The sequence below is a fragment of the Maribacter sp. PR66 genome, assembly GCF_028464205.1.
GTDB classification, from domain to species: Bacteria; Bacteroidota; Bacteroidia; order Flavobacteriales; family Flavobacteriaceae; genus Maribacter; species Maribacter flavus.
The window spans coordinates 684,579-703,909 of record NZ_JAQPCH010000001.1; the positions used below are offsets into that span (position 1 = coordinate 684,579).

Genomic DNA, 19,331 nt, shown 5'->3' on the forward strand with positions numbered 1-19,331 from the left:
CGAAACAGCCAGCGCCAAACTATTCTTTTTTATTGAACCAAGACTTGTTATGGTAAAAACAAGGGATGAATGGCCAATCTTATATTTATATAACAGACTAGCTACGGGTTCAAGGCAAAAGCAATGATTTTATTCCCTTTTTTGGCACCTAGTTTTTCCCCGCCACAGGCGATGGCAATATACTGTTTTCCATTAAACTCATACATGGCGGGAGTAGCGAAAGCGGGAGCAGGCAGCTCATATTCCCAAATAAGGCTACCATTTTCCTTGTCAAATACCCTAAAATAACCATCCCGAGTGGCCGCAATGAACAGCAATCCGTTTTCGGTCACCACGGCACCGCCATAATTTTCCGTTCCCGTACCGATTCCCTTATCTCCCAACTCCGGGGTATTGCCAAAGGGAATGGACCATTTAAAGTTTCCGGTATTCAAATCGATGGCATGCATCGTACCCCAAGGAGGAGATATGCCAGGCAGCCCCTTGCTGTCCAAAAACTTGGTGTATCCGGCATGTTTGTAACGTTCCTGAACGGTGTCTTGGGGTACATTTTCCGAAGCAACGGAATGTTTTATTTCCTCATCGAATAAAAAGGTTAGCAGGGCCTCCATTTCCTGTTTTGAAAGCTGGGGAAAACCTGTCATCATGCCCTTTCCGTTGGTAATTATCTCGGCCACTTCGTTTTTGTTTTTTCGGAGCTGCAGGTCGAGCAAACTGGGAAAACCACTTGCGGCATATCCTTTTCTGTCGGGTTGGTGACAGGTAACACAGTATTTTTGATAGGTACTTTCGCCCAAGGGACCGTCATGAGCTTCTTCATTGTTTTCAATAACACCTAGCATCCAAGCCATTTCATTGGAATTTACATAAAGAATTCCCTCTTCGGGATCCACGGAGGCCCCGCCCCATTCCGCCGCCCCATCGTAACCGGGCAATAATAAAACGGGTTCTGTATTTGGAGGGGCATACAGACTTTTGTTTGCAGATTTAAATTTTGATGCCAACTCCTCCTTGTTTTCGGCAAAAGGACTGATGTCCGTATCCGTTAGGTCTTGGGATTGCCGTGCAAAGGGTTTTGGACGTGCCGGTATGGGTTGGGTGGGCCAGGTCTCTTCCCCTTCCAACACTGATTTTGGCATTGGTACTTCCTCAATATCGAACAAGGGTTCTCCGGTCAATCGATTGAACACAAATACATATCCCTGCTTGGTTACTTGGGCCACTGCGGGTATTTTTTTACCCTCCCTTTCCACCACCAACAGGTTGGGCGGAGCGGGCGGGTCACGGTCCCAAATATCATGATGGGTAAACTGAAAATGCCAAAGCCGTTCTCCCGTATTTGCATTTAAGGCCAAGAGCGAGTTGGAAAACAAGTTCTTTCCAAGCCGGACACCTCCGTAAAAGTCGGGCGCAGCGGAGCCAGTGGGCACATAAATGATTTCAGCGTCCTCATCTACGGCCATGCCGGCCCAATTATTGGCAGCTCCCACAAGGGGGCTTTTATAGGCAGTGGAATCTTCCCAGGTCTCATAGCCAAATTCACCGGGACGGGGTATAGTGTGAAAGGACCATTCCAACTTGCCGGTAATGATGTTGAAAGCCATTATATCCCCTGGAGCCGCTCCCACTCCTTCCGACACCCGAAGCGGCATTACGATCAAGTCCTTAAAAACAGTGCCCGGGGTATTGGAGATGACAAACTTGTTTTGGGCACTTTCATCCATGCCTGAACGCAAATCTATTCTACCATTCTCGCCAAAGGATGCTAGGGGCTTACCGCTTAAGGCATCCAGGGCATAGAGATAGGCACCACGGGTACAAAGAATCCTTTTGTCTTCTCCTTTGGACCAATAAGAAACGCCACGACTCGTAGAATGCCAAACTTTAACGGAATCCCCAAACTGCCAGATTTCTTCTCCCGTCCCGGCATGGAGCGCCACTACCCGAAGTGCGGCCGTAACCCCATAGAACATGGAATCCACAACGATAGGATTCATCTGCATTTGCCCCCAATCTTCAGATTCATAGGTCCAAGCCACTTTGAGGGACGCAACATTTTCTTTGGTAATCTGGGACAAAGTAGAAAAATGGGTCCTTCCTGGATCTCCCAAATAGGAGGACCAAGTAGTATACTCTTTTTGAGCAGGTGCTTCCTTTTTATTTTCTTCACAGGAACCTATTCCTAATATCAGAAGCAATAGACCGATTATTTTGAGCGACTTCATAAAACAAATGTTTGCTTTAAAGGTAGCCAAATCCTAAAAATAGGCGGACAAAATTCTTTTAACAGGAGGCTTATAGGAAGCCCCAAAAAGGTTGAGGTGGACAAGGAGATAGTACAGCTGATAAATATCCTTTCGTTCTTCTTCACCTGGTTCGGGAGGAATGATTTCTCGGTATGCTTTATAAAAGGAATCCCCAAAACCGCCAAAAAGACGGGTCATGGCTATATCCACCTCATGATGGCCATAATAGATAGCCGGATCTATCAAAAAGGAAACACCATCTTTTGAAATCAAAAAATTACCACTCCACAAATCGCCATGTAACAAAGAGGGTTTTACTTTGGGAAACAAGTTGTTGCACACTGTATCCATTTTTTCTCCTGGAGGGATATCGGTTTTCGCCAAGAGTCCCTTCTCAAATGCCAAATATAGCTGAGGAAGGAGTCTTTCCTGCACGTAAAACGAAGTCCAATCCACATGTCTTCTATTGGATTGATTCAAACTACCTATGAAATTGTCTTCCTCCCACCCAAATGTCTGGCTATTGGATAATTGATGTAATTGGGCCAGTTGGCGGCCAAAAACGGACATATCCTCCAAACAAGGTCTTTTAGTTTCCACATATTCCATTAAGAAAAAAGCACCTGCTTCATAGGCGGCTACCTGAAAGGAACGTGGGGCTGCGATCGTATTGGTTTTCAAGAGCTCCTGGAGCCCTTTTTTCTCGGCATGGAACATTGCAAGGGCCTTGTTTTGCCCGTTGATTTTGCAGAAGAATTTTTCGGTTGTGGATTCCAAAAGGTAGGCCCTAGAGATGTCCCCTCCGGAAATCGGGGAAACACGCTCTATTTTTGTGCAAAGCAAGTAATTTAGATATGCAATCAATTCTTTGTCCAAAACCGTTTATAATTTAATGGCCATGCCCTTTCTTGCTATTTGAAATCCTGCCTGCAACACTTTTTTTGTTTGGGGAGCATCGGGACTCAACAAAGGGTTCGTATGGTTGAAATGTATGAAATAGACCTTGTTTCTCTCGGACCGGGAAAAATCCTTGAACGTTTCCATGCTTTCAATGACAAAGGGATGGGGAATTTCTGAGATGTCCCTGTAATCGATTTCTTCGGCATCAAAAAATGTGGCGTCCACAAAGGCATAGTCCACAGTTTTGATTTCTTCCCGAATGTCCTTTTCCCACTTTTCTCATTTGTCTATATCCGGAATAAACAACAAGGTTTTGTTGGGACCGATAACCTTATATCCCACGGTCTCTGAATACTCGTCCCGATGCGGAACGACAAAAGGAACGATGGCCAATTGCTCCGATATTTGAACCGATTTTTCGTTTTCTGATGGAACAAGCCTGATATTTTTAGTTGCCACCAACTGTCCCCAAGGCCCATTTTCCGTCAAAAACCGATGCATTCTGGGCATGGTATATACCGGAACATTTTTGGTGTTTGCAGCTTCCTTGCCCAAATACATAAGACCGCCGTAATGCCCAATATGGGCATGGGTCAGAAAGATACCGTCTGGGTAATCATTTTGCTTAAATGGCACCATTTCGCGCAATGCCCTCATTTGGGTCGGCAGGTCTGGAGTGGCCTCGACAAGAATCGTTTTGTTGTTTTTAAAATCGACGATACCCAGGGAAACGACCTTTCTTGAATGGTCACCTTTTTCAAAAAGGTGCGCACAACATTCTTTTTCACAGCCTATGTGCGGACTTCCCCCGTCCTGGACCGTTCCCAAAACGAACACTTTCACGCCTTCCTTGTCATTGGTGACAAGTGAAGCCTGCGCAACGTCCAGGTGGGGCAGAAGGAAAAGAAGAGCAATATTTAAGCAACTAAATCTCAATCTATTATTGAGTTAAAAATGCCCGAATATCCTCCGACAGTTTTTTTAGATCCGGTTCATGGGTGTACATCATGTGGCCGGCCTCATAATAGTTCATGGTTACCCTTTCGGTGACAATGCCATTTCTGGCAAAGGTATATTCGGCATCAAAAAAAGGCGTTATAAGATCGTAATAGCCGTTGGCCACCATCACCTTCATTTCTGGGTTTCGCCTCATGGTTTCTCCAAGAAAGGGGGCCGTGTTCACGGGCATTGGCTCCCAATAGGCATCATCGGGCGTGGTGCGCCATCGCCATCCCTCGCCACCTCCGGAGGTGATGTAGGGCCGGTCCATGATAACTTTTAAATCGGTCGCAAAATAATGGTTCATCCCAGCGGTATAGGCCGCACCAATTTGATAGCTTGCCGGATCTCCCAAGTGGGGACTTTCGGCTACATCATCTGCCTCGTCGCCCATGAATCTTCCGTCCAAACGTCCAATCGCCAAACCTTGACCCTCCAAAAGTTTTTTCTGAAATCGTTCCACAAGAACGCGCAGGTTGGACCTAAGGATGTAGTCTTTGTCCAAACCAATAAAATAACTGAGCTTCTCGGCAATTTCATCCTTTTCGGCATTGTTCAAAAGGTTACCCTTATACAGGGCCTTGGTATAATCACCATAGGTAAACTCCCTGCACTCTTTTACAAAGACTTCCAGTGTTTTTCCTTCCCCTGCTTTTTTATGGTACCAAGCCGTGGCGGCCATACTCGGCAGATAAGTGATGTAGGAAGTAATGTTATAATGGATAGAAGTAGAACCGGCATAATCCAAAGCCTGGGAAATAAGGATCATACCGTTGAGCGCCATATTTTGACCCGAGCCCTCCAAGGCCTTTCCCAAATAGGCGGCCCTTGTGGTACCGTAACTTTCACCTGCCAAATATTTGGGAGAGAACCAGCGCCCGTTATCTGTGACCCATTTTCGTATAAATTGTGCAAATGAGGCAACATCCTCGTTAAGTCCGTAAAAGTCCTTACCCTTGCCATTGCCTACCAACCTGCTATACCCCGTCCCTACTGGATCTATAAATACAAGATCGGTAAGGTCTAAAAGGCCATGTTCATTGGCCACAAGATTGTAGGGCGCGGCGCCGTCGTCTTTCTTGGCTTCTGAATCCACTTTTATGATTTTGGGCCCAAAAAGCCCCATGTGTAGCCATAAGGAAGCGGAACCCGGCCCGCCATTGAAGATAAAGGTAACCGGCCTCTTTGTTACATCACCAATTGGGTTTTTGGTGTAGGCTACCGACCAAAATGTGGCTATGGAGTCGCCTGCTTTGTTGGTCAAAAAGGTTTCTTTGGCCGTTGCGGTATAATTGATGGTCTTTCCTCCAAACACCCCTTGATGGAGGGTTTCAAAACTCTTGGCACAGGGAATGGGTTTTTGGTCTTGTTCCTGGGCATCGGATTGGGAATGAAGGGTTAGACCTGGTATAAAAAACAAGAAAAAAAGTACTATTTTATGCATAAATGTCGGACTATTAAATGGTATTTGAAAGGTAATCATTTCATTTAAAAATTGTTGTACATTTCCAGGCTAAACCTAACCACTGAATTGTATGTCGCAATTCGCCAAACCTTTGTCTCAGCGCCTGTACTCCTTGGATGTTTTCAGGGGGCTTATTATGTTTCTTTTGATTGCCGAAGCTGCGGGTTTTCATGAAAGTTTTGCTGGTTTAACTGAGGGGTCCTCCTTGTATCCTTTAGCCCTTCAATTACAGCATCATCCTTGGAACGGGCTTCGTTTTTGGGACCTTATACAGCCTTTTTTTATGTTCATCGTTGGGGTGGCCATGCCATTTTCCTTTAAAAAGCGATTGGCATCCGGAAACCGTTCCGAATTAAATAGGCACATCGCCATGCGATGCCTAAAGTTGTTCCTCTTTGGGGTTTTGTTGCACTGTGTCTACAGCCATGGCCCGGTATGGGAACTATGGAATGTATTGGTACAGTTGGCATTCACAATCCTGATTGCCTACGCCATTATGCGTAAAAGCGCCACCTTTCAAATAGGGTTTTCAATTTTTCTATTGGTGCTGACGGAAATTTTATACAGATCTTATAACCCAAATGCTCCCTTTGCCCAAGGGCATGAAACCTTTGGCTCTTGGGTCGACCTATTGGTGATGGGGAAGGTAAACGGCGGATATTGGGTATTCATAAATTTTCTTCCAACTGCCGCCCATACCATCTGGGGCGTTGTATGTGGTCAATTATTACTGAACCCTACTGCCGAAACCAAGAAAGTCAGGAACTTTCTTCTTTGGGGAATGTTGGCCACCGTTCTAGGTTTTGGACTCGACTTTTTTGAAATTACACCGATCATCAAACGTATTGCGACCTCATCGTTTACCTTGGCATCTGGCGGAATTTCAATTTTAGCGCTTGCCTTTTTTTATTGGATAATCGACGTGAAAAGGCATAAGAAAAAATGGCTTCAATTTTTTGCGGTCGTTGGCACCAACTCCATTTTCATCTATCTGTTCGCCGAGACTTTTGGTCATTTGATATTCAGGGAGTTTGACATTCTTTGGAACACAGGTCTTTTTCATGCCCTAGAGGCGTATAAGGATTGGATATTGGTTTTGGAATCATTGTTAATTCTCCTATTTTTATGGTATATAACGTATTATTTGGACAAGCGAAGGATTTATTTCAAAGTCTAGAAACGGGCTGGAACCAAAAAACATCTATCATGCAAAAACATCAACGATCCATAAATCAAATGCTAAGACAAGGGCTATTTGCGTTGCTTGTCATTTTTCTGGCAGGGTCCAGTTCTTGGGCCCAAAAACCTTATGAAGGAAAGACCCTTTTGGCGGTTTTTGCCCACCCTGACGATGAAAGTACCATATCCCCCATATTGGCGAAATATGCCAGGGAAGGCGCCAAGGTGCACTTGGTGGTCGTAACGGACGGCAGGTATGGTACCAACGATTTCCATGACCATAAGGCGGGGGACGAACTGGTGGTTACACGAAGGGAAGAGATGAGGTGCGCAGCAGAATTGTTGGGCGTTGAACTGACGCACTTGAATTTTCATGATCAACTTAGGGCAGCAGAGGGCTATGACGGCCATGTTCCCCACGCCAGGGAAATGGTGAAACAATTAAACGATATTGTAGAAAAAACCAAGCCCGACGCCATCATCACATGGGGCCCTGATGGCGGTTCCACACACATGGACCACAGGCTTGTAGGCGCTTCTATTACACAGGTTTATTTAAGTAAGGATTGGCAAAAGCCCATGTCCCTATACTTTTATGGAACACCGTTGGACAACATCGATGATGCCGATGGAAAAGTCTTGAGAGGGCAGGCAAGCAAATATTTAAGAACGAAAGTTCCCTATACCGATGAAGACCTGGAAATGGCCGCTAAATCCTACCGATGCCACTACAGCCAAATCGACCCCATGCTAACGGAAGCCGATTTTATGGACCGTAAGTCAAAAAATGGGAAGTTCGTTTACCTACGAAAGTTTGAAGCCCCAAAATCCGATTCCGATTCGGTTTTTGAATAACATACCAAAAACCATGAAATGCATCTTTCCAAGATAGAACGGTTGTTTACTTATTTTATAGACCGGAAAAGGAAACTGGTTTTGGTCATTTTTATGACAGTTAATACCGGTGTTATTTCACAAGAAACTACCGACACCGGTTGGACCTCTCTTTTTAATGGAAAAGACTTGACCGGATGGACCGCCAAAATCCACCATTATGATGTTTTTGACAACTATGGGGATACTTTTAGGGTGGAGGATAGCATCATAAAGGTCAGATATGACCAATATGAGGGCTTGTTCAATGATCGCTTTGGACATCTATATTACGACCAACCGTATTCCTATTTTCACCTATCCATGGAATATCGTTTTGTAGGCGACCTATTTCCGGGTGCTCCGGACTATACCCTTTTGAACAGTGGGGTCATGTTCCACTCCCAAGACCCTAGAACGATTCTTAAGGAACAGGATTGGCCCATTTCCGTCGAGATGCAATTCTTGGCGGGTGTGGAGGAAGGAAAAGAACGGCCCACAGGGAATATGTGCTCCCCCGGAACGGATATTTTTTACATGGGAAAACTTGATCCAAACCATTGTGTCAATTCGATTTCCGACACCTATTTTGGCGACCAATGGGTAAAAGCGGAGCTTATCGTGTACGGGGATTCCTTGGTACAGCATATCATCAACGGTAAAACGGTATTGGAATATACAAAACCGCAAATGGGTGGTGGCGTCGTCAATGGGTACGATCCAAACATCTTTACACCGGGTACACCCTTGAAGGAAGGTTTTATAGCCTTACAAAGTGAGGGTCAGCCGATAGATTTCCGCAACATAAAAATAAGGAACTTAAAGGGCTGTATGGACCCTCAGGCCGTCAACTATAAGCCGTACTATATTGAGCCGGACCCGAATAGTTGTGAATTCCGATAATTATCTATTGCCTAGGATACTGTTGTATTTTGAGGAATTTTCCAATAGTTCCGATGCCGCTAAAATAGCATCGTCATGGGATAGGTAGTATTGATAAAGCCCATCACGATAAAAATAGCGCTTGATAATTTCGTCCTCTAAATTTTTCTGGATTTCTTTTTGATACTTGTCCAAGGCATTGATCTTGCCTTTTTGAATATTGGCCAACAAGGTCTTATAACTATCCTTTACTTCTTGACCCAAGAAATCGTTTTCTGGACCGGAAAGTGCTTCGGTAATTGCCTTTTCCGCTTTGGTCTCAAAGGAAAAATCGCTTTCCCTTACAAAGGCCTTAAAGTCGTTAAAATCAGAATTTGAAAACTGAAAATCGTCTACATCGGCTACTTTATTGCTAAAGTAGTAATCCGTAGCATAGTCGAAGATGACATTGTTTTGCAGTAGGGCCATGGTTAGATCGTTCGTTTTGACCGCGGCGATTTCAATATCGGGCAAGACGCCCCCGCCATCCTGAACCTTTCTTCCGTTCCTGGTGGTAAAATCATTGAATTGGGTATTTCTGATGGCATTGCCATTTTCATCCCGGTTCCAGTAATCCAAGGCCTGGATACAACGTCCGGATGCCGTGTAATACCTGGAAATGGTCACCTTTAACTGCGTACCATAGGTCAATTTTAAGGGTCTTTGCACCAAGCCCTTTCCAAAACTACGGGCCCCCATAATGACTGCCCGATCCAAGTCCTGTAAACTGCCCGAGACGATCTCACTGGCAGAGGCACTGCTCCCATTTACCAAGACCACCAAAGGAATTTCCGTATCCACGGGTTGGTTGCTTGTGCGGTATTCCCTATTGAATTTCTTTACTTTGGATTTTGTGGTCACCACCAATTCGCCTTTGGGAACAAATAAGTTTGTGACGTTTATGGCTTCTGACAGCAACCCTCCCGGATTGTCGCGCAAGTCCAGTACTATTTTTTCGGCCCCTTTTCCTTTGAGGTCGAGCAAGGCACTTTTTGTTTGCTCCGTGGCCTTGGCATTAAATTTTGACAAAACAATATACCCGGTTTTCTCGTCTATCATTTTGTAGAAGGGCACGGCATCCACTTCAATTCCTCCCCGTTCAATGGTAGTACTGTTTATCCTCCCTTGTCGCTTGTAAATGATATCTACGGTGGAACCTTCGGAACCTTTAAGAAGCTCGCTGGCGTTGTCCTCAAAATCCGCCACCTTGATATCCCCAATTTGGATAATCTGATCGCCCGCCTTTAGACCGGCCTTATCCGCAGGATATCCCTGATGCGGTTCAACAATCAACAGCCTATCCTTGTAGGTGCGTACCAACGCTCCAATACCGGAATATTCACCCGCATTGTTTATTCGGTACGATTCTACGTCCTGTTCGTTTAAAAATTTGGTATAGGGGTCCAAATCCTCCAGCATGTTCTTAATGGCTGTATCCATAAGTTCCGCAGGATTGGTCTCGTCCACATAGTTCATATTAAGTTCCTTGAAAAGCGTCGTAAAAATTTCTATTTGCTTCGCTATTTCAAAAAAATCGCTTTTAAAACTACTTCCAACAATGAGAAAAGTAAGGGCTAGAACGGGAACAACAACTCTTTTATGCACTAGTTTTTTCATGAATCCGGGCATTAAATTTCTCTAAAAGCAGCTTCATTTTGGACTCTATATCCACAAAAGCAGGCATTTCCTTTCCAAGGTATAAAAATAAAAACGCAAAGTTTCCTTGTGTATTGTTAAAAACAAGGCCTTTGTTCAATCGGTAGGACTCGCGTAACAGTCTTTTGATTCTATTTCGATGAACGGCACGTTTGAAGTTTTTTTTTGGAACGGTCACCGCGGCTTTTATGCGAACCTCTTGCTGAGCGGTTTCCAAATAGATAAGTTTGAGGGGAAAAATGGAAAGACTTTTTCCTTCGGTAAAGAGTTGGCCAATACTTTTTTGGCTTTTTAGCTTCTCTTTCTTACCGAAGGAAACGTCTTTTTTTTGTTCGGGCACGTCCATTTTTTAACACCAAGCCTTATTCTTCGGCTTGCCATACATTGTTTTCCTCGTTGATATCCGCCATGAGTTGGGAGGGATCGATTACCACCGCCTGAATGTCCGAAATAGGCCTGTTGATAGTAAAGTCATAGTTTGAATATGCCCAAGGCCAATCTGGCAACACGGTTCTTTCAATTTGCGGATACGGATTTTCCTTTTCGCCGCGCATCATCCGCAAGGGCGCATAGAATGTTTCCCGGCTGCCGTCTTGATATACCAACAATATGTCGATGGGCATTGGCATCAAACCAATTCTTTCCATGGTTATTTTAGTGCCTTCACCTTCTGGTTCTACCGATTTTATACCGTAATCTATCGTGTTGGTGGTCTGTGTCCAATCAGTCAAATACCAATCCAACTCCATTCCGGACACCTTCTCCGCGGTTCTTTTGATGTCATTGGGCACTGGGTGCTTGAATTTGAAATCCTCATAATATTTCCGGAGTGTTTCCATTAACTTATCCTGACCCATAACGTACCCCAACTGGGCAAGAAAAACGGCACCTTTGCTATATGCCGATATCCCATAGGCGAAATTAAGATCATACCTATCGGCATGCGTGCTCATGGGCTGTTCCTTTCCGGAAAGGGCCAAATTATAATAGCTTTTATAGGAGTTTTCAAAAGGGTTTTCCTTGTTTTGCTCCCTGATCTCGTTGCTGCATAATGCCGATATAAATGAAGTAAACCCTTCATCCATCCATTCATGCTTTGCCTCGTTGGTGGCCAACACATGCTGAAACCAGGAATGGGCCAATTCGTGGATCATGGTGCCAATGACACTTCCGGGTTTATCGCCACCCGTAATCAAAGTGGCCATGGCATATTCCATGCCTCCATCCCCACCTTGGATGACAGAATATTGTTTGTAAGGATATGCTCCGATATTACGGCTGAAGAAGTTCATCGCCTTTTCGGTCATAGGCTGTACCGCTTTCCATGTCTCCAAATACTTAGGATCGTTTTTATAGAAAAAGTGAAGGGTTGGGCCATCCTCCATTTGTAATGTGTCATGCACATACTCCGGATCTGCCGCCCACATAAAATCATGGACCATGGGCGCCTTAAAGTGCCAAGTAAGGGTCTTTCCCTTTTGTTTTTTTACAGTTGTTCCCGGAGCTTCATAGCCATGTCCTATTTCTTGCGGATTTTGCAAATATCCGGTTCCCCCTACTACATAGTCCTTGTCCAAAGTGAGCTTTACATCAAAATCGCCCCAAACACCGTGGAACTCCCTAGCGATATATGGATCCGCGTGCCATCCTTCAAAATCGTATTCCGCTAATTTGGGATACCATTGGCTCATGGAAAGGGCTACTCCATCGGCATTATTGCGGCCAGACCTTCTAATCTGAACGGGAACCTGACCTTTAAATGTCATTTCGAACGTCGTTTTACCTCCAGAGGGAATCGGCTTTGCCAAGTCCACGACCAGTACGGTACCTTCTTCCTGGAAGCTTGCGTTCGCCCCATCTTGGGTCAAGGATTCTACATGTAGGTACCCAATTTCACTTTCGGAAAGACCCGCAATCCGACTTTTCTTGTCCTCCGTAATCATTCTTCTATCCGGGTCTTGGATGTTTTGAAGTCGTAAATCCATTTCGCTTCCAGGCTGGAACGCATTGAAATACAAATGGTAATAGACACGGCTCAATACATCCGGGGAATTGTTCGTATACACGAGTTTTTGTGTTCCCGTATATTGATAGTTCTCAACATCCATGTTCACGTCCATGGTATAGTCCACATGTTGCTGCCAATACCCGTTCTGGTTTTGGGCTAAGGCGATGCTTACAAAACCAAACAATAAAGTAGCTAGAAGTATTTTCTTCATCATTTTAAGATTCAATATTATAATTGTAGTTGACCATTACTCACCTTACTTGCCATAATCAGCGCATTATAGGCGTTCACCATTTTACCCGAAGTGGATATCTCCGCCAAACTGGCACTTTTGGTGTTGTCTCCCCCTAGAACAACTTTGGTCTTTACAGGAAGCCCGGAATTTAAAATAATTTTCTTCACCTGTTTTGCGCTTAGATCGGGATATTGTGACCAGACCAAGGCCGCTACTCCCGAAACCGCTGGTGCCGCCATGGAGGTGCCTGGTGAATACTCGTATTCGTTGTTAGGATAGGTAGAATAGACATCCGTACCTGGGGCAAAGACATCCACGTTGATTTTACCATAGTTGGAGTAGGAAGCTACCAATTCCGACCCATATTCAGGGTCCAAGGCGCCTACCGTAATCACGTTATCGGCAAATTCCGCCCCATTGTTTATCTGATCGTTGGGATAGTTTGGATTGGCGGGATCGTCCAAGTTGGCCCCATCGTTTCCTGCGGCGTGTACGAAAAGCACATCGTTGTCCGCAGCATATTTAATGGCGTCATAGACCCATTGTGCATTTGGTGAGAAGGATTTTCCAAAACTTCCATTGATAATCTTGGCCCCGTTATCCACGGCATAACGTATGCCCCTTGCAATATCCTTGTCATACTCATCCCCATTGGGAACGGCCCTAATACTCATTATTTCCACGTTATTGGCCACTCCGTTCGCACCAAGGCCATTGTTTCTTTCCGCGGCTATTATTCCAGCTACATGGGTGCCATGGCTTTCATCGTCTACACGATTGTTGGGATTTCCATTTCCATAATCCGTGTCATTGTAATCATAGGGGTCGTCACCTACAACTTCCCTTCCGTTAAAATCCTTGTTGAGGTTATAGTTCAATTGCTCCGTAAAATAGGTGATGCCATCTCCCAGCTCTTCAATGACTTCTGGAATGGAATCCTTGAAGGAGTACATTTGCAACAAAATGGATTTATTACGTTGCATGGCCTCCGTGGATGCTTCCATACCCATAACATCCTCTTTTGTATAGGTTTCCTTGCCTAAAAAGGCCTTAACCTCCGTGTCCGCATTTTTAACGGCTTGAAGGATTTGTTCGTATCGTTCCTTGTTCTGTTGTGCGGAGGTGTACTCCTCGTCCAATTTGGCTTTTGCCTTGGCCAATGTTGCTTGGTCGCCAATGTTCAGGCGCAACATCCGTACATATTCCAATTGCTCATTGTAGGATTCACCCAAGAAATTATAACCGTGGATATCGTCCACATATCCATTGTTGTCATCGTCCTTGTTGTTGCCGGGTTTTTCATCGGAATTTGTCCATAGCACCCCATCCAGGTCTTCATGATCCAAATCGATTCCAGAGTCCAGAACGGCCACTATGATTTTTTTCCCTTTTTTGTTCTTGATGATTTCAGTATACGCCTTGTCTACGCTCATCCCGGGAATGGTATCACTTGCAAGGTCCAAATGGCCCCAGTTTTTCTTCTCCGTTTCCGTCAGTTCCGAAATCTTTAAGGGAACCGCATCAATGTTCTCCACGGGAGTTAAAATAAGGCCTCCCGTACCACCGCAACCCAATAGTGCGACAAAAGAAAATACCAAGAGCGATTTAGTGATTGTACGTATCATATAAAATAGTAGTTAATTAAATTTTGGTTCTTTAATTGAAAATTTCATTGAAAGTAAAGGTTTGATCCAGCCTAACGCCTTTTTCGGTCTTTTTGACCGTACAAAGCTGGTTATGCGCATCGTGTTCAAAGAAAAGAAAATAGTTTTTTTCCGCCGCCTCGTTGAGGAATTTTTCTTTTTCGGTGAGTGTAAGCAAAGGTCTTGTATCATAACCCATAACATAGGGCAAAGGGATATGGCCTATGGTAGGCAGTAAATCGGCCACAAACACGATTGTCTTTTCTTTATAGTCGATTTTTGGCAACATTTGTTTTTCCGTGTGCCCATCTACAAAATAGATGCCAAAACCTAATTCTGAATTCTCTCGAAAGACCGAATCCCTTGAGGTTTCTACGTAGTTCAATTGCCCGCTTTCTTCCATGGGCAACAGGTTTTCGGCTAAAAAAGATGCCTTTTCCCGGGAATTTGGCTTTACGGCCCACTCCCAATGTTCCTTATTGGTCCAAAACTTGGCGTGCTTAAATGCCGGTTCATACCCTGTCCTGTCCTTGTTCCATTGAATACAACCGCCACAATGGTCAAAATGCAAATGGGTTAGGAAAACATCGGTAATATCCTCTTTGGAAAGACCAATAGTATGTAGCGATTTATCCAAGGTAAAATCGCCCCAAAGGTGGTAGTGGCCAAAAAATTTCTCGGATTGTTTGTTGCCAAGCCCGGAATCGATAAGAATGAGTCGGTCCTCATTTTGAATCAGGAGGCTTCTTGCGGCCATATCGATGAGATTGTTGCCATCAGCAGGGTTCGTTCTCTGCCAAAGGGACTTGGGAACTACTCCAAACATGGCGCCACCATCCAATTTAAAATTTCCAGTTTCAACGGGGTATAGATTCATGAACCTACCGGGTAACAGTATAAATCCGGAAAATTAATTAAAAAGGATAGGAAAAACAGGCTGTTTAAGAGTTTTTAACGCAAGCCCACTTTGGATTTGGGTTTTGGGAAAGTAATTATCGGATACTAAATGTGATTATCATTTAACTTATTGGAAGGCAAATCAAAGCAACAATTCCTCTAGGGAATGGTGCGCCAAAGGTTTGGCCAAGTGCTTTTCAATCTCTTTATAACTCTCCGATTTTTCCAAATCCTTGGGATTTATGGACGAACTTAACATGAATACACGGCATTTACCCTTGGTTTCCACGGGTAGGTTTTTATATTGTTCGATGAATTCAAAACCATCCATTTCCGGCATTCTAATGTCTAGAAAAATTACATCCGGAAAGTCCTCCGGACTTTCTTCCAATTCTCTTAAATAATTTAATGCCTTTAACCCAGAGGTTTTGACTATAACTTCGTTTATAAACTTGGATTTTGAAATAATGGCCTTGTTTATGTAGTTGTCTATTTCAGAATCATCTATCAATAATACCTTCATGGCGGTAGAATTTAGTTATTAGGATATGTATTTGGCAAGGTAAGGGTGAAAGTCGTTCCAATCTTAGGTTTGGAATCCAGTTCAATGGTTCCATCCAACTTGTTTATAATTTCCTTTACAATGAATAGCCCTATTCCCGAGCCCATTTCATCGGTTGAGTCCCTGTAAAACATATCATATATTTTTTCTTGGCTCTTTTTCTTTATACCTATCCCGTTATCCTTAATTTCAATTACCGCCTTTTCTTCGTTAGTATTCACGTCAATCCAAATAGACGGTGTGGTTTTTGTTTTGTCATTGTACTTTATGGCATTCGACAAGAAATTACTGATCAATACGGCTATACTTCTACGGTCTGAAAAAAACTCACAATCAGTCTTTAAATTGGTAGATATGTGAATTTTTTTAGTGTTTTTAAGATACCATAAATCTTGCAAAGCTTTGTCAATAATTTCCTTAAAATTCACTTTTTCACATTTCAATGACATATGTTTATTTCTGGAATAGGAAATTATATCTTCAATAAACGCGTCTAGACGCATTACGGAGTTCTCCATCATCTCCAATCTATTAATTGTTTCCGGTTCCCCCTTTTCTTTTTTCATTATGTCCAGTAGGCCCATTAAGGAAGCGAGAGGAGCACGAAGTTCATGTGAGGCACTATAGACAAAACTATCCAACTCAGAGTTGGTCTTTTTCAGTTCTGCATTTTGGTTTTCAAGCCTTTTTTCGAATTCCTTGGCCTCAGTAATGTCCACCGCGGTTCCTTGAGAAGCTATAACTTTGCCACTAGCGTCCGTTGTCACTTCCATTTGGACTTTTACATATTTTATGGATTTATCCCTATGTATTATTCTGTAGGAGAAAGAACTATTGTCCCTTTGCGAAATTTTGGTGTCAATAATTGTATCATGCATGACAAGGTCATCTGGATGTATTAATGTTTTAGTAAAGGCAACATCTATTTTTCTTCCGGGTTCAACATCATATATTTCGTACATCCTCTCAGACCAATCGATAATATCCTTTTCAAAATTCCAGTCCCAATACCCAATCTTTCCAATGCGAATGGCAGCGTTCATTTTATTTTGGAGCTCAAGAATTTCCCGTTCCGTTTTCTTTTGATCTGTAAGATCAAAGGCCACGGAACCTATGCCTATTGGCTTGTTATTATTTTTGTCGTTAATGAGAAAGGCAGAAAGTGCTGCTGGAATATTCCTGTTTTCCTTAAAGCTTTTAAGGTAACCTTCCCCGCTCCAAGAACCATTTTTGAAAATTATAGGCATGTACTCCTCTTTGATTACCTGTCTTGAGTCCTCAGGAAAAAAATCCAAAATGGAATAATTGGAAATTGCGTCTTCATTGGATAGGCCCACAAGTTCCCTTCCGGATTCATTAAGATAGATACCACCACCATCCATACCGGACAACCCTATAAAACCAGGGCTTTTTTCAATTACTGCCAATAGTTTTTGATTTTCCTCTTCACTAACCTTTCGTTGCGTAATGTCTCTAAAATAGACAGTAAGACCCTCTGGAGAAGGATATACATGGCTTTCAATCCAAATATTGTTTCTGGGATGGAACTGCTCCAAATGAACATATTCCTGCTTTTTTAAAGCGCCCTCAATTTTGCCCCTCGTACTTGAACTTATAGTGTTTTTAAAAACATCCCATATATTTTTGCCTATAAGCTCCTCTTTCTTTTTTTGAATTAACTCTTGTGCCTTAGCATTAACATAGGTTAGGTTCCAATGATTATCAATGGAAATGAACGCATCAGAAATTCGCTCGGTCAACTCTCGATATTTTTTTTCACTTGCAACAATTTTTTTCTGTGCCTTCCTTTCATCAGTCCTGTCCACATAGGTTGCTAGAATGTACTTTTTTTTATTTACTTCGTACGTTTCCGCTGAAGCTGTAATAAAAATTTTCTCCTTTCCCTTTGGCCGGGCTATGAGTTCCATTGATAATACTTTTCCACTACTATTTAGTGACTCTAGGGCTTCCTTTCGCTTTGATTCCTCATCGATTATGATTCCTAGTTCTTCGAATTTTTTACCAATTACTTCTTTCAACTGAAAATCTAGCAATTCCAAAAAGTACTGATTGGCATCGGCAAATTTTAATTCATTATCAAAGATGGCCATGCCTATGGTTTGACTATTAAATGCTTTTTGAAATTTTTTGAGGTTTTCATTTGCGGCATACTCTAATTTTTTTCTGGCCGTAACGTCCCTAACGATGCCCAATATGGTGCCATCATTCAATTTTTTTGCACTTACTTCTCCATAGAAACTGGATCCGTCCTTTCTAAGAAGCTTTCTTTCGGTAAGAACGGAATGTCCTTTGTTTATTTCTTTGAATCTCAAGGGAGTCTTTTTTAAGTCGGATTTTGTTGCTAATTCAACAAGGTTTTTAGTAAGTAGCTCCTCTTTTGGATAACCAAATAATTCCACGCCCTTAATGTTGGCTTCCAAAAGATTTCCATGGAAATCAGCCAAAAATATACCATCTGAAGCTTGCGCTATAAAAGCCCTAAGTTTCTGTTCATTTTCTTTAAGCAAGTGGGTTTTTTCATTAACCATTTTTCGTAAAGTTCTAGGCTGCTCCAGTAGAAATGTGGTAAAAACGCCGGCAATAATAGAAAGAATAAGGCCAAGTCCCCCTAAAACATAAAAACCATATAGTGCCAGTTTTTTTTCAGAAATCACATATAGCTTCCATTCACCATTGTAATCACTTATGAAGTGTTTCATTGCGTTATTTGAAAACACTTCTTTTGTGGCATAAAATATTTGTTCGGAACCGTCCGTATTAGTTTTATAAAGTTGATATGAAAACGGATTATTTTCTAAAGATTTCAAGGAAATTTCCGACAACAAAGACTCAAGTTTAATTACGGCTGCGGCAAAACCGGCAAATTGGTTTTCGACATAAATAGGGGTACGGCAAACAAAACCTGAACCTCCCTGCTTTAAATTAATGGGCCCGGTAACATAGTACCCCCCTTTTTCCATTGTTTTTAAAGCGCCTTCTTTACCTATGGAGTCCTTTAAAATATTAAATCCCAAAACTTCGTTTCCTTCAAAAGGATAAACATTGGTAATAAGACCGGTACTGTCAACCAGCTCAAGCGCATCTATGTTACTATTTGTACCAAGAATTAATTTTGCAACTTTTGGAAAATCTTCTGGAACTCCATAGTTTTCAGTTAAAAATGCCAAATTTTGAGTGCTTGAAAAACCTTGTTCCAATACCCTTTTTATTTCATTTTCAACTTGGGAAGCCTGTCTTCTCAATTCATTCTCTTCGGAGCTTTTTAGAATAAGATACCTTTGATAGCTCAAATAAGTGCTGAGTCCAAAAACAAAAACAAATACCAAAATCCCAGAAAACTGGGACATCCCTAGTTTAATATTTTTTAAGGGTTTTAATATCAACTTCATTTGCACCTATTACTTACGTATCATCAACTAATTATAACTTTACACAGATTCACTTTGCGAAGGTAAGGCGGCCAAGGGTAAGATTTAGGGATGGTCTTTACGAACTTTCATCATTTTTGGGGAGGGGCAATGGGACAAAAATAGAAAAGCATTTTCCAATTCTTGTATTTTCAATCAAAAAACGTAAGTAAAATGTTACAAAAAGATTTTTTCCTTGCGCGAAAAGGATACATTACCTTGTTTTGGAAAAATATCTTCATGTAACAAAATTTGAGTTTTTTTAATTGTGGTATTGGATTTTCATTTTGTTACAACTGCCGTTTAATTCTTATTTTTA

15 protein-coding genes are annotated in these 19,331 nt (G+C 42.6%); 3 read left to right on the plus strand and 12 right to left on the minus strand.

From position 1 onward, the window contains the following. Window positions 1–101 precede the first annotated feature (101 nt). Genes PP181_RS02930 through PP181_RS02950 form a run of 5 tightly spaced genes read right to left on the minus strand, consistent with a single transcriptional unit; the run spans window position 102 to window position 5,589 of the window. Window positions 102–2,225, minus strand: a complete 2,124-nt coding sequence (locus tag PP181_RS02930) for an outer membrane protein assembly factor BamB family protein (protein ID WP_272635920.1) — start codon at window positions 2,223–2,225, stop codon at window positions 102–104. Between the two features lie 33 nt (window positions 2,226–2,258). Next, a complete protein-coding gene (locus PP181_RS02935) occupies window positions 2,259–3,122 on the minus strand; it encodes a fructosamine kinase family protein (protein WP_272635921.1) in 864 nt (287 codons plus the stop codon). Window positions 3,123–3,128: 6 nt separating this feature from the next. Then, a complete protein-coding gene (locus PP181_RS02940; protein WP_272635922.1) occupies window positions 3,129–3,386 on the minus strand; it encodes a hypothetical protein in 258 nt (85 codons plus the stop codon). Window positions 3,387–3,425: 39 nt separating this feature from the next. Next, complete coding sequence (locus PP181_RS02945) at window positions 3,426–4,082, minus strand: MBL fold metallo-hydrolase (RefSeq protein WP_272635923.1); 657 nt, start codon at window positions 4,080–4,082, stop codon at window positions 3,426–3,428. A gap of 4 nt (window positions 4,083–4,086) precedes the next feature. After that, window positions 4,087–5,589 (minus strand): S10 family peptidase, encoded by a 1,503-nt coding sequence (locus tag PP181_RS02950; RefSeq protein WP_272635924.1) that lies wholly within the window; start codon window positions 5,587–5,589, stop codon window positions 4,087–4,089. A gap of 91 nt (window positions 5,590–5,680) precedes the next feature. On the opposite strand from PP181_RS02950, the gene PP181_RS02955 reads away from it, so the two are divergent. Genes PP181_RS02955 through PP181_RS02965 form a run of 3 tightly spaced genes read left to right on the plus strand, consistent with a single transcriptional unit; the run spans window position 5,681 to window position 8,565 of the window. Continuing rightward, window positions 5,681–6,787 carry an acyltransferase family protein gene (locus tag PP181_RS02955; RefSeq protein ID WP_272635925.1) on the plus strand — a complete coding sequence of 369 codons (1,107 nt, stop codon included), beginning with the start codon at window positions 5,681–5,683 and terminating at the stop codon, window positions 6,785–6,787. 29 nt (window positions 6,788–6,816) lie between these two features. Further along, window positions 6,817–7,644, plus strand: coding sequence for a PIG-L deacetylase family protein (locus tag PP181_RS02960; protein ID WP_272635926.1), 828 nt, complete (start codon window positions 6,817–6,819; stop codon window positions 7,642–7,644). An 18-nt stretch (window positions 7,645–7,662) separates the two neighbouring features. After that, window positions 7,663–8,565 (plus strand): 3-keto-disaccharide hydrolase, encoded by a 903-nt coding sequence (locus tag PP181_RS02965; RefSeq protein WP_272635927.1) that lies wholly within the window; start codon window positions 7,663–7,665, stop codon window positions 8,563–8,565. Here the strand turns inward: PP181_RS02965 and PP181_RS02970 are convergent, their stop codons facing one another. The 7 genes from PP181_RS02970 to PP181_RS03000 form a co-directional block, all read right to left on the minus strand. Further along, on the minus strand, window positions 8,566–10,200 hold the full coding sequence (locus PP181_RS02970) for a S41 family peptidase (protein WP_272635928.1): 1,635 nt from the start codon (window positions 10,198–10,200) through the stop codon (window positions 8,566–8,568). Further along, window positions 10,181–10,579 (minus strand): ribonuclease P protein component, encoded by a 399-nt coding sequence (gene rnpA / locus PP181_RS02975; protein WP_272635929.1) that lies wholly within the window; start codon window positions 10,577–10,579, stop codon window positions 10,181–10,183. The genes PP181_RS02970 and rnpA overlap by 20 nt, the downstream gene beginning before the upstream one ends. 22 nt (window positions 10,580–10,601) lie before the next feature. Next, the gene (locus tag PP181_RS02980) at window positions 10,602–12,458 is read right to left on the minus strand and encodes a M1 family metallopeptidase (protein ID WP_272636204.1); all 1,857 of its coding nucleotides are present in this window, start codon (window positions 12,456–12,458) and stop codon (window positions 10,602–10,604) included. A 17-nt stretch (window positions 12,459–12,475) separates the two neighbouring features. Then, entirely contained in the window at window positions 12,476–14,107 is a 1,632-nt protein-coding gene (locus PP181_RS02985; RefSeq protein WP_272635930.1) for a S8 family peptidase, read from the minus strand. A 31-nt stretch (window positions 14,108–14,138) separates the two neighbouring features. Further along, window positions 14,139–15,002: an MBL fold metallo-hydrolase gene (locus PP181_RS02990; protein ID WP_272635931.1), complete on the minus strand. Its 864-nt coding sequence runs from the start codon at window positions 15,000–15,002 to the stop codon at window positions 14,139–14,141. A gap of 162 nt (window positions 15,003–15,164) precedes the next feature. Beyond that, window positions 15,165–15,545, minus strand: coding sequence for a response regulator (locus PP181_RS02995; protein ID WP_154917767.1), 381 nt, complete (start codon window positions 15,543–15,545; stop codon window positions 15,165–15,167). An 11-nt stretch (window positions 15,546–15,556) separates the two neighbouring features. After that, entirely contained in the window at window positions 15,557–18,994 is a 3,438-nt protein-coding gene (locus PP181_RS03000; RefSeq protein ID WP_272635932.1) for a PAS domain S-box protein, read from the minus strand. Between the last annotated feature and the right edge of the window lie 337 nt (window positions 18,995–19,331).

What these genes read in the sequence shown, in the direction of transcription:
- PP181_RS02980 (WP_272636204.1), bottom strand. Translation starts at nt 12,458, where the DNA reads ATGAAGAAAATACTTCTAGCTACTTTATTGTTTGGTTTTGTAAGCATC.
- PP181_RS02930 (WP_272635920.1), bottom strand. Translation starts at nt 2,225, where the DNA reads ATGAAGTCGCTCAAAATAATCGGTCTATTGCTTCTGATATTAGGAATA.
- PP181_RS02965 (WP_272635927.1), top strand. Translation starts at nt 7,663, where the DNA reads ATGCATCTTTCCAAGATAGAACGGTTGTTTACTTATTTTATAGACCGG.
- PP181_RS02995 (WP_154917767.1), bottom strand. Translation starts at nt 15,545, where the DNA reads ATGAAGGTATTATTGATAGATGATTCTGAAATAGACAACTACATAAAC.
- PP181_RS02955 (WP_272635925.1), top strand. Translation starts at nt 5,681, where the DNA reads ATGTCGCAATTCGCCAAACCTTTGTCTCAGCGCCTGTACTCCTTGGAT.
- PP181_RS02985 (WP_272635930.1), bottom strand. Translation starts at nt 14,107, where the DNA reads ATGATACGTACAATCACTAAATCGCTCTTGGTATTTTCTTTTGTCGCA.
- PP181_RS03000 (WP_272635932.1), bottom strand. Translation starts at nt 18,994, where the DNA reads ATGAAGTTGATATTAAAACCCTTAAAAAATATTAAACTAGGGATGTCC.
- PP181_RS02960 (WP_272635926.1), top strand. Translation starts at nt 6,817, where the DNA reads ATGCAAAAACATCAACGATCCATAAATCAAATGCTAAGACAAGGGCTA.
- PP181_RS02970 (WP_272635928.1), bottom strand. Translation starts at nt 10,200, where the DNA reads ATGAAAAAACTAGTGCATAAAAGAGTTGTTGTTCCCGTTCTAGCCCTT.
- PP181_RS02990 (WP_272635931.1), bottom strand. Translation starts at nt 15,002, where the DNA reads ATGAATCTATACCCCGTTGAAACTGGAAATTTTAAATTGGATGGTGGC.
- PP181_RS02950 (WP_272635924.1), bottom strand. Translation starts at nt 5,589, where the DNA reads ATGCATAAAATAGTACTTTTTTTCTTGTTTTTTATACCAGGTCTAACC.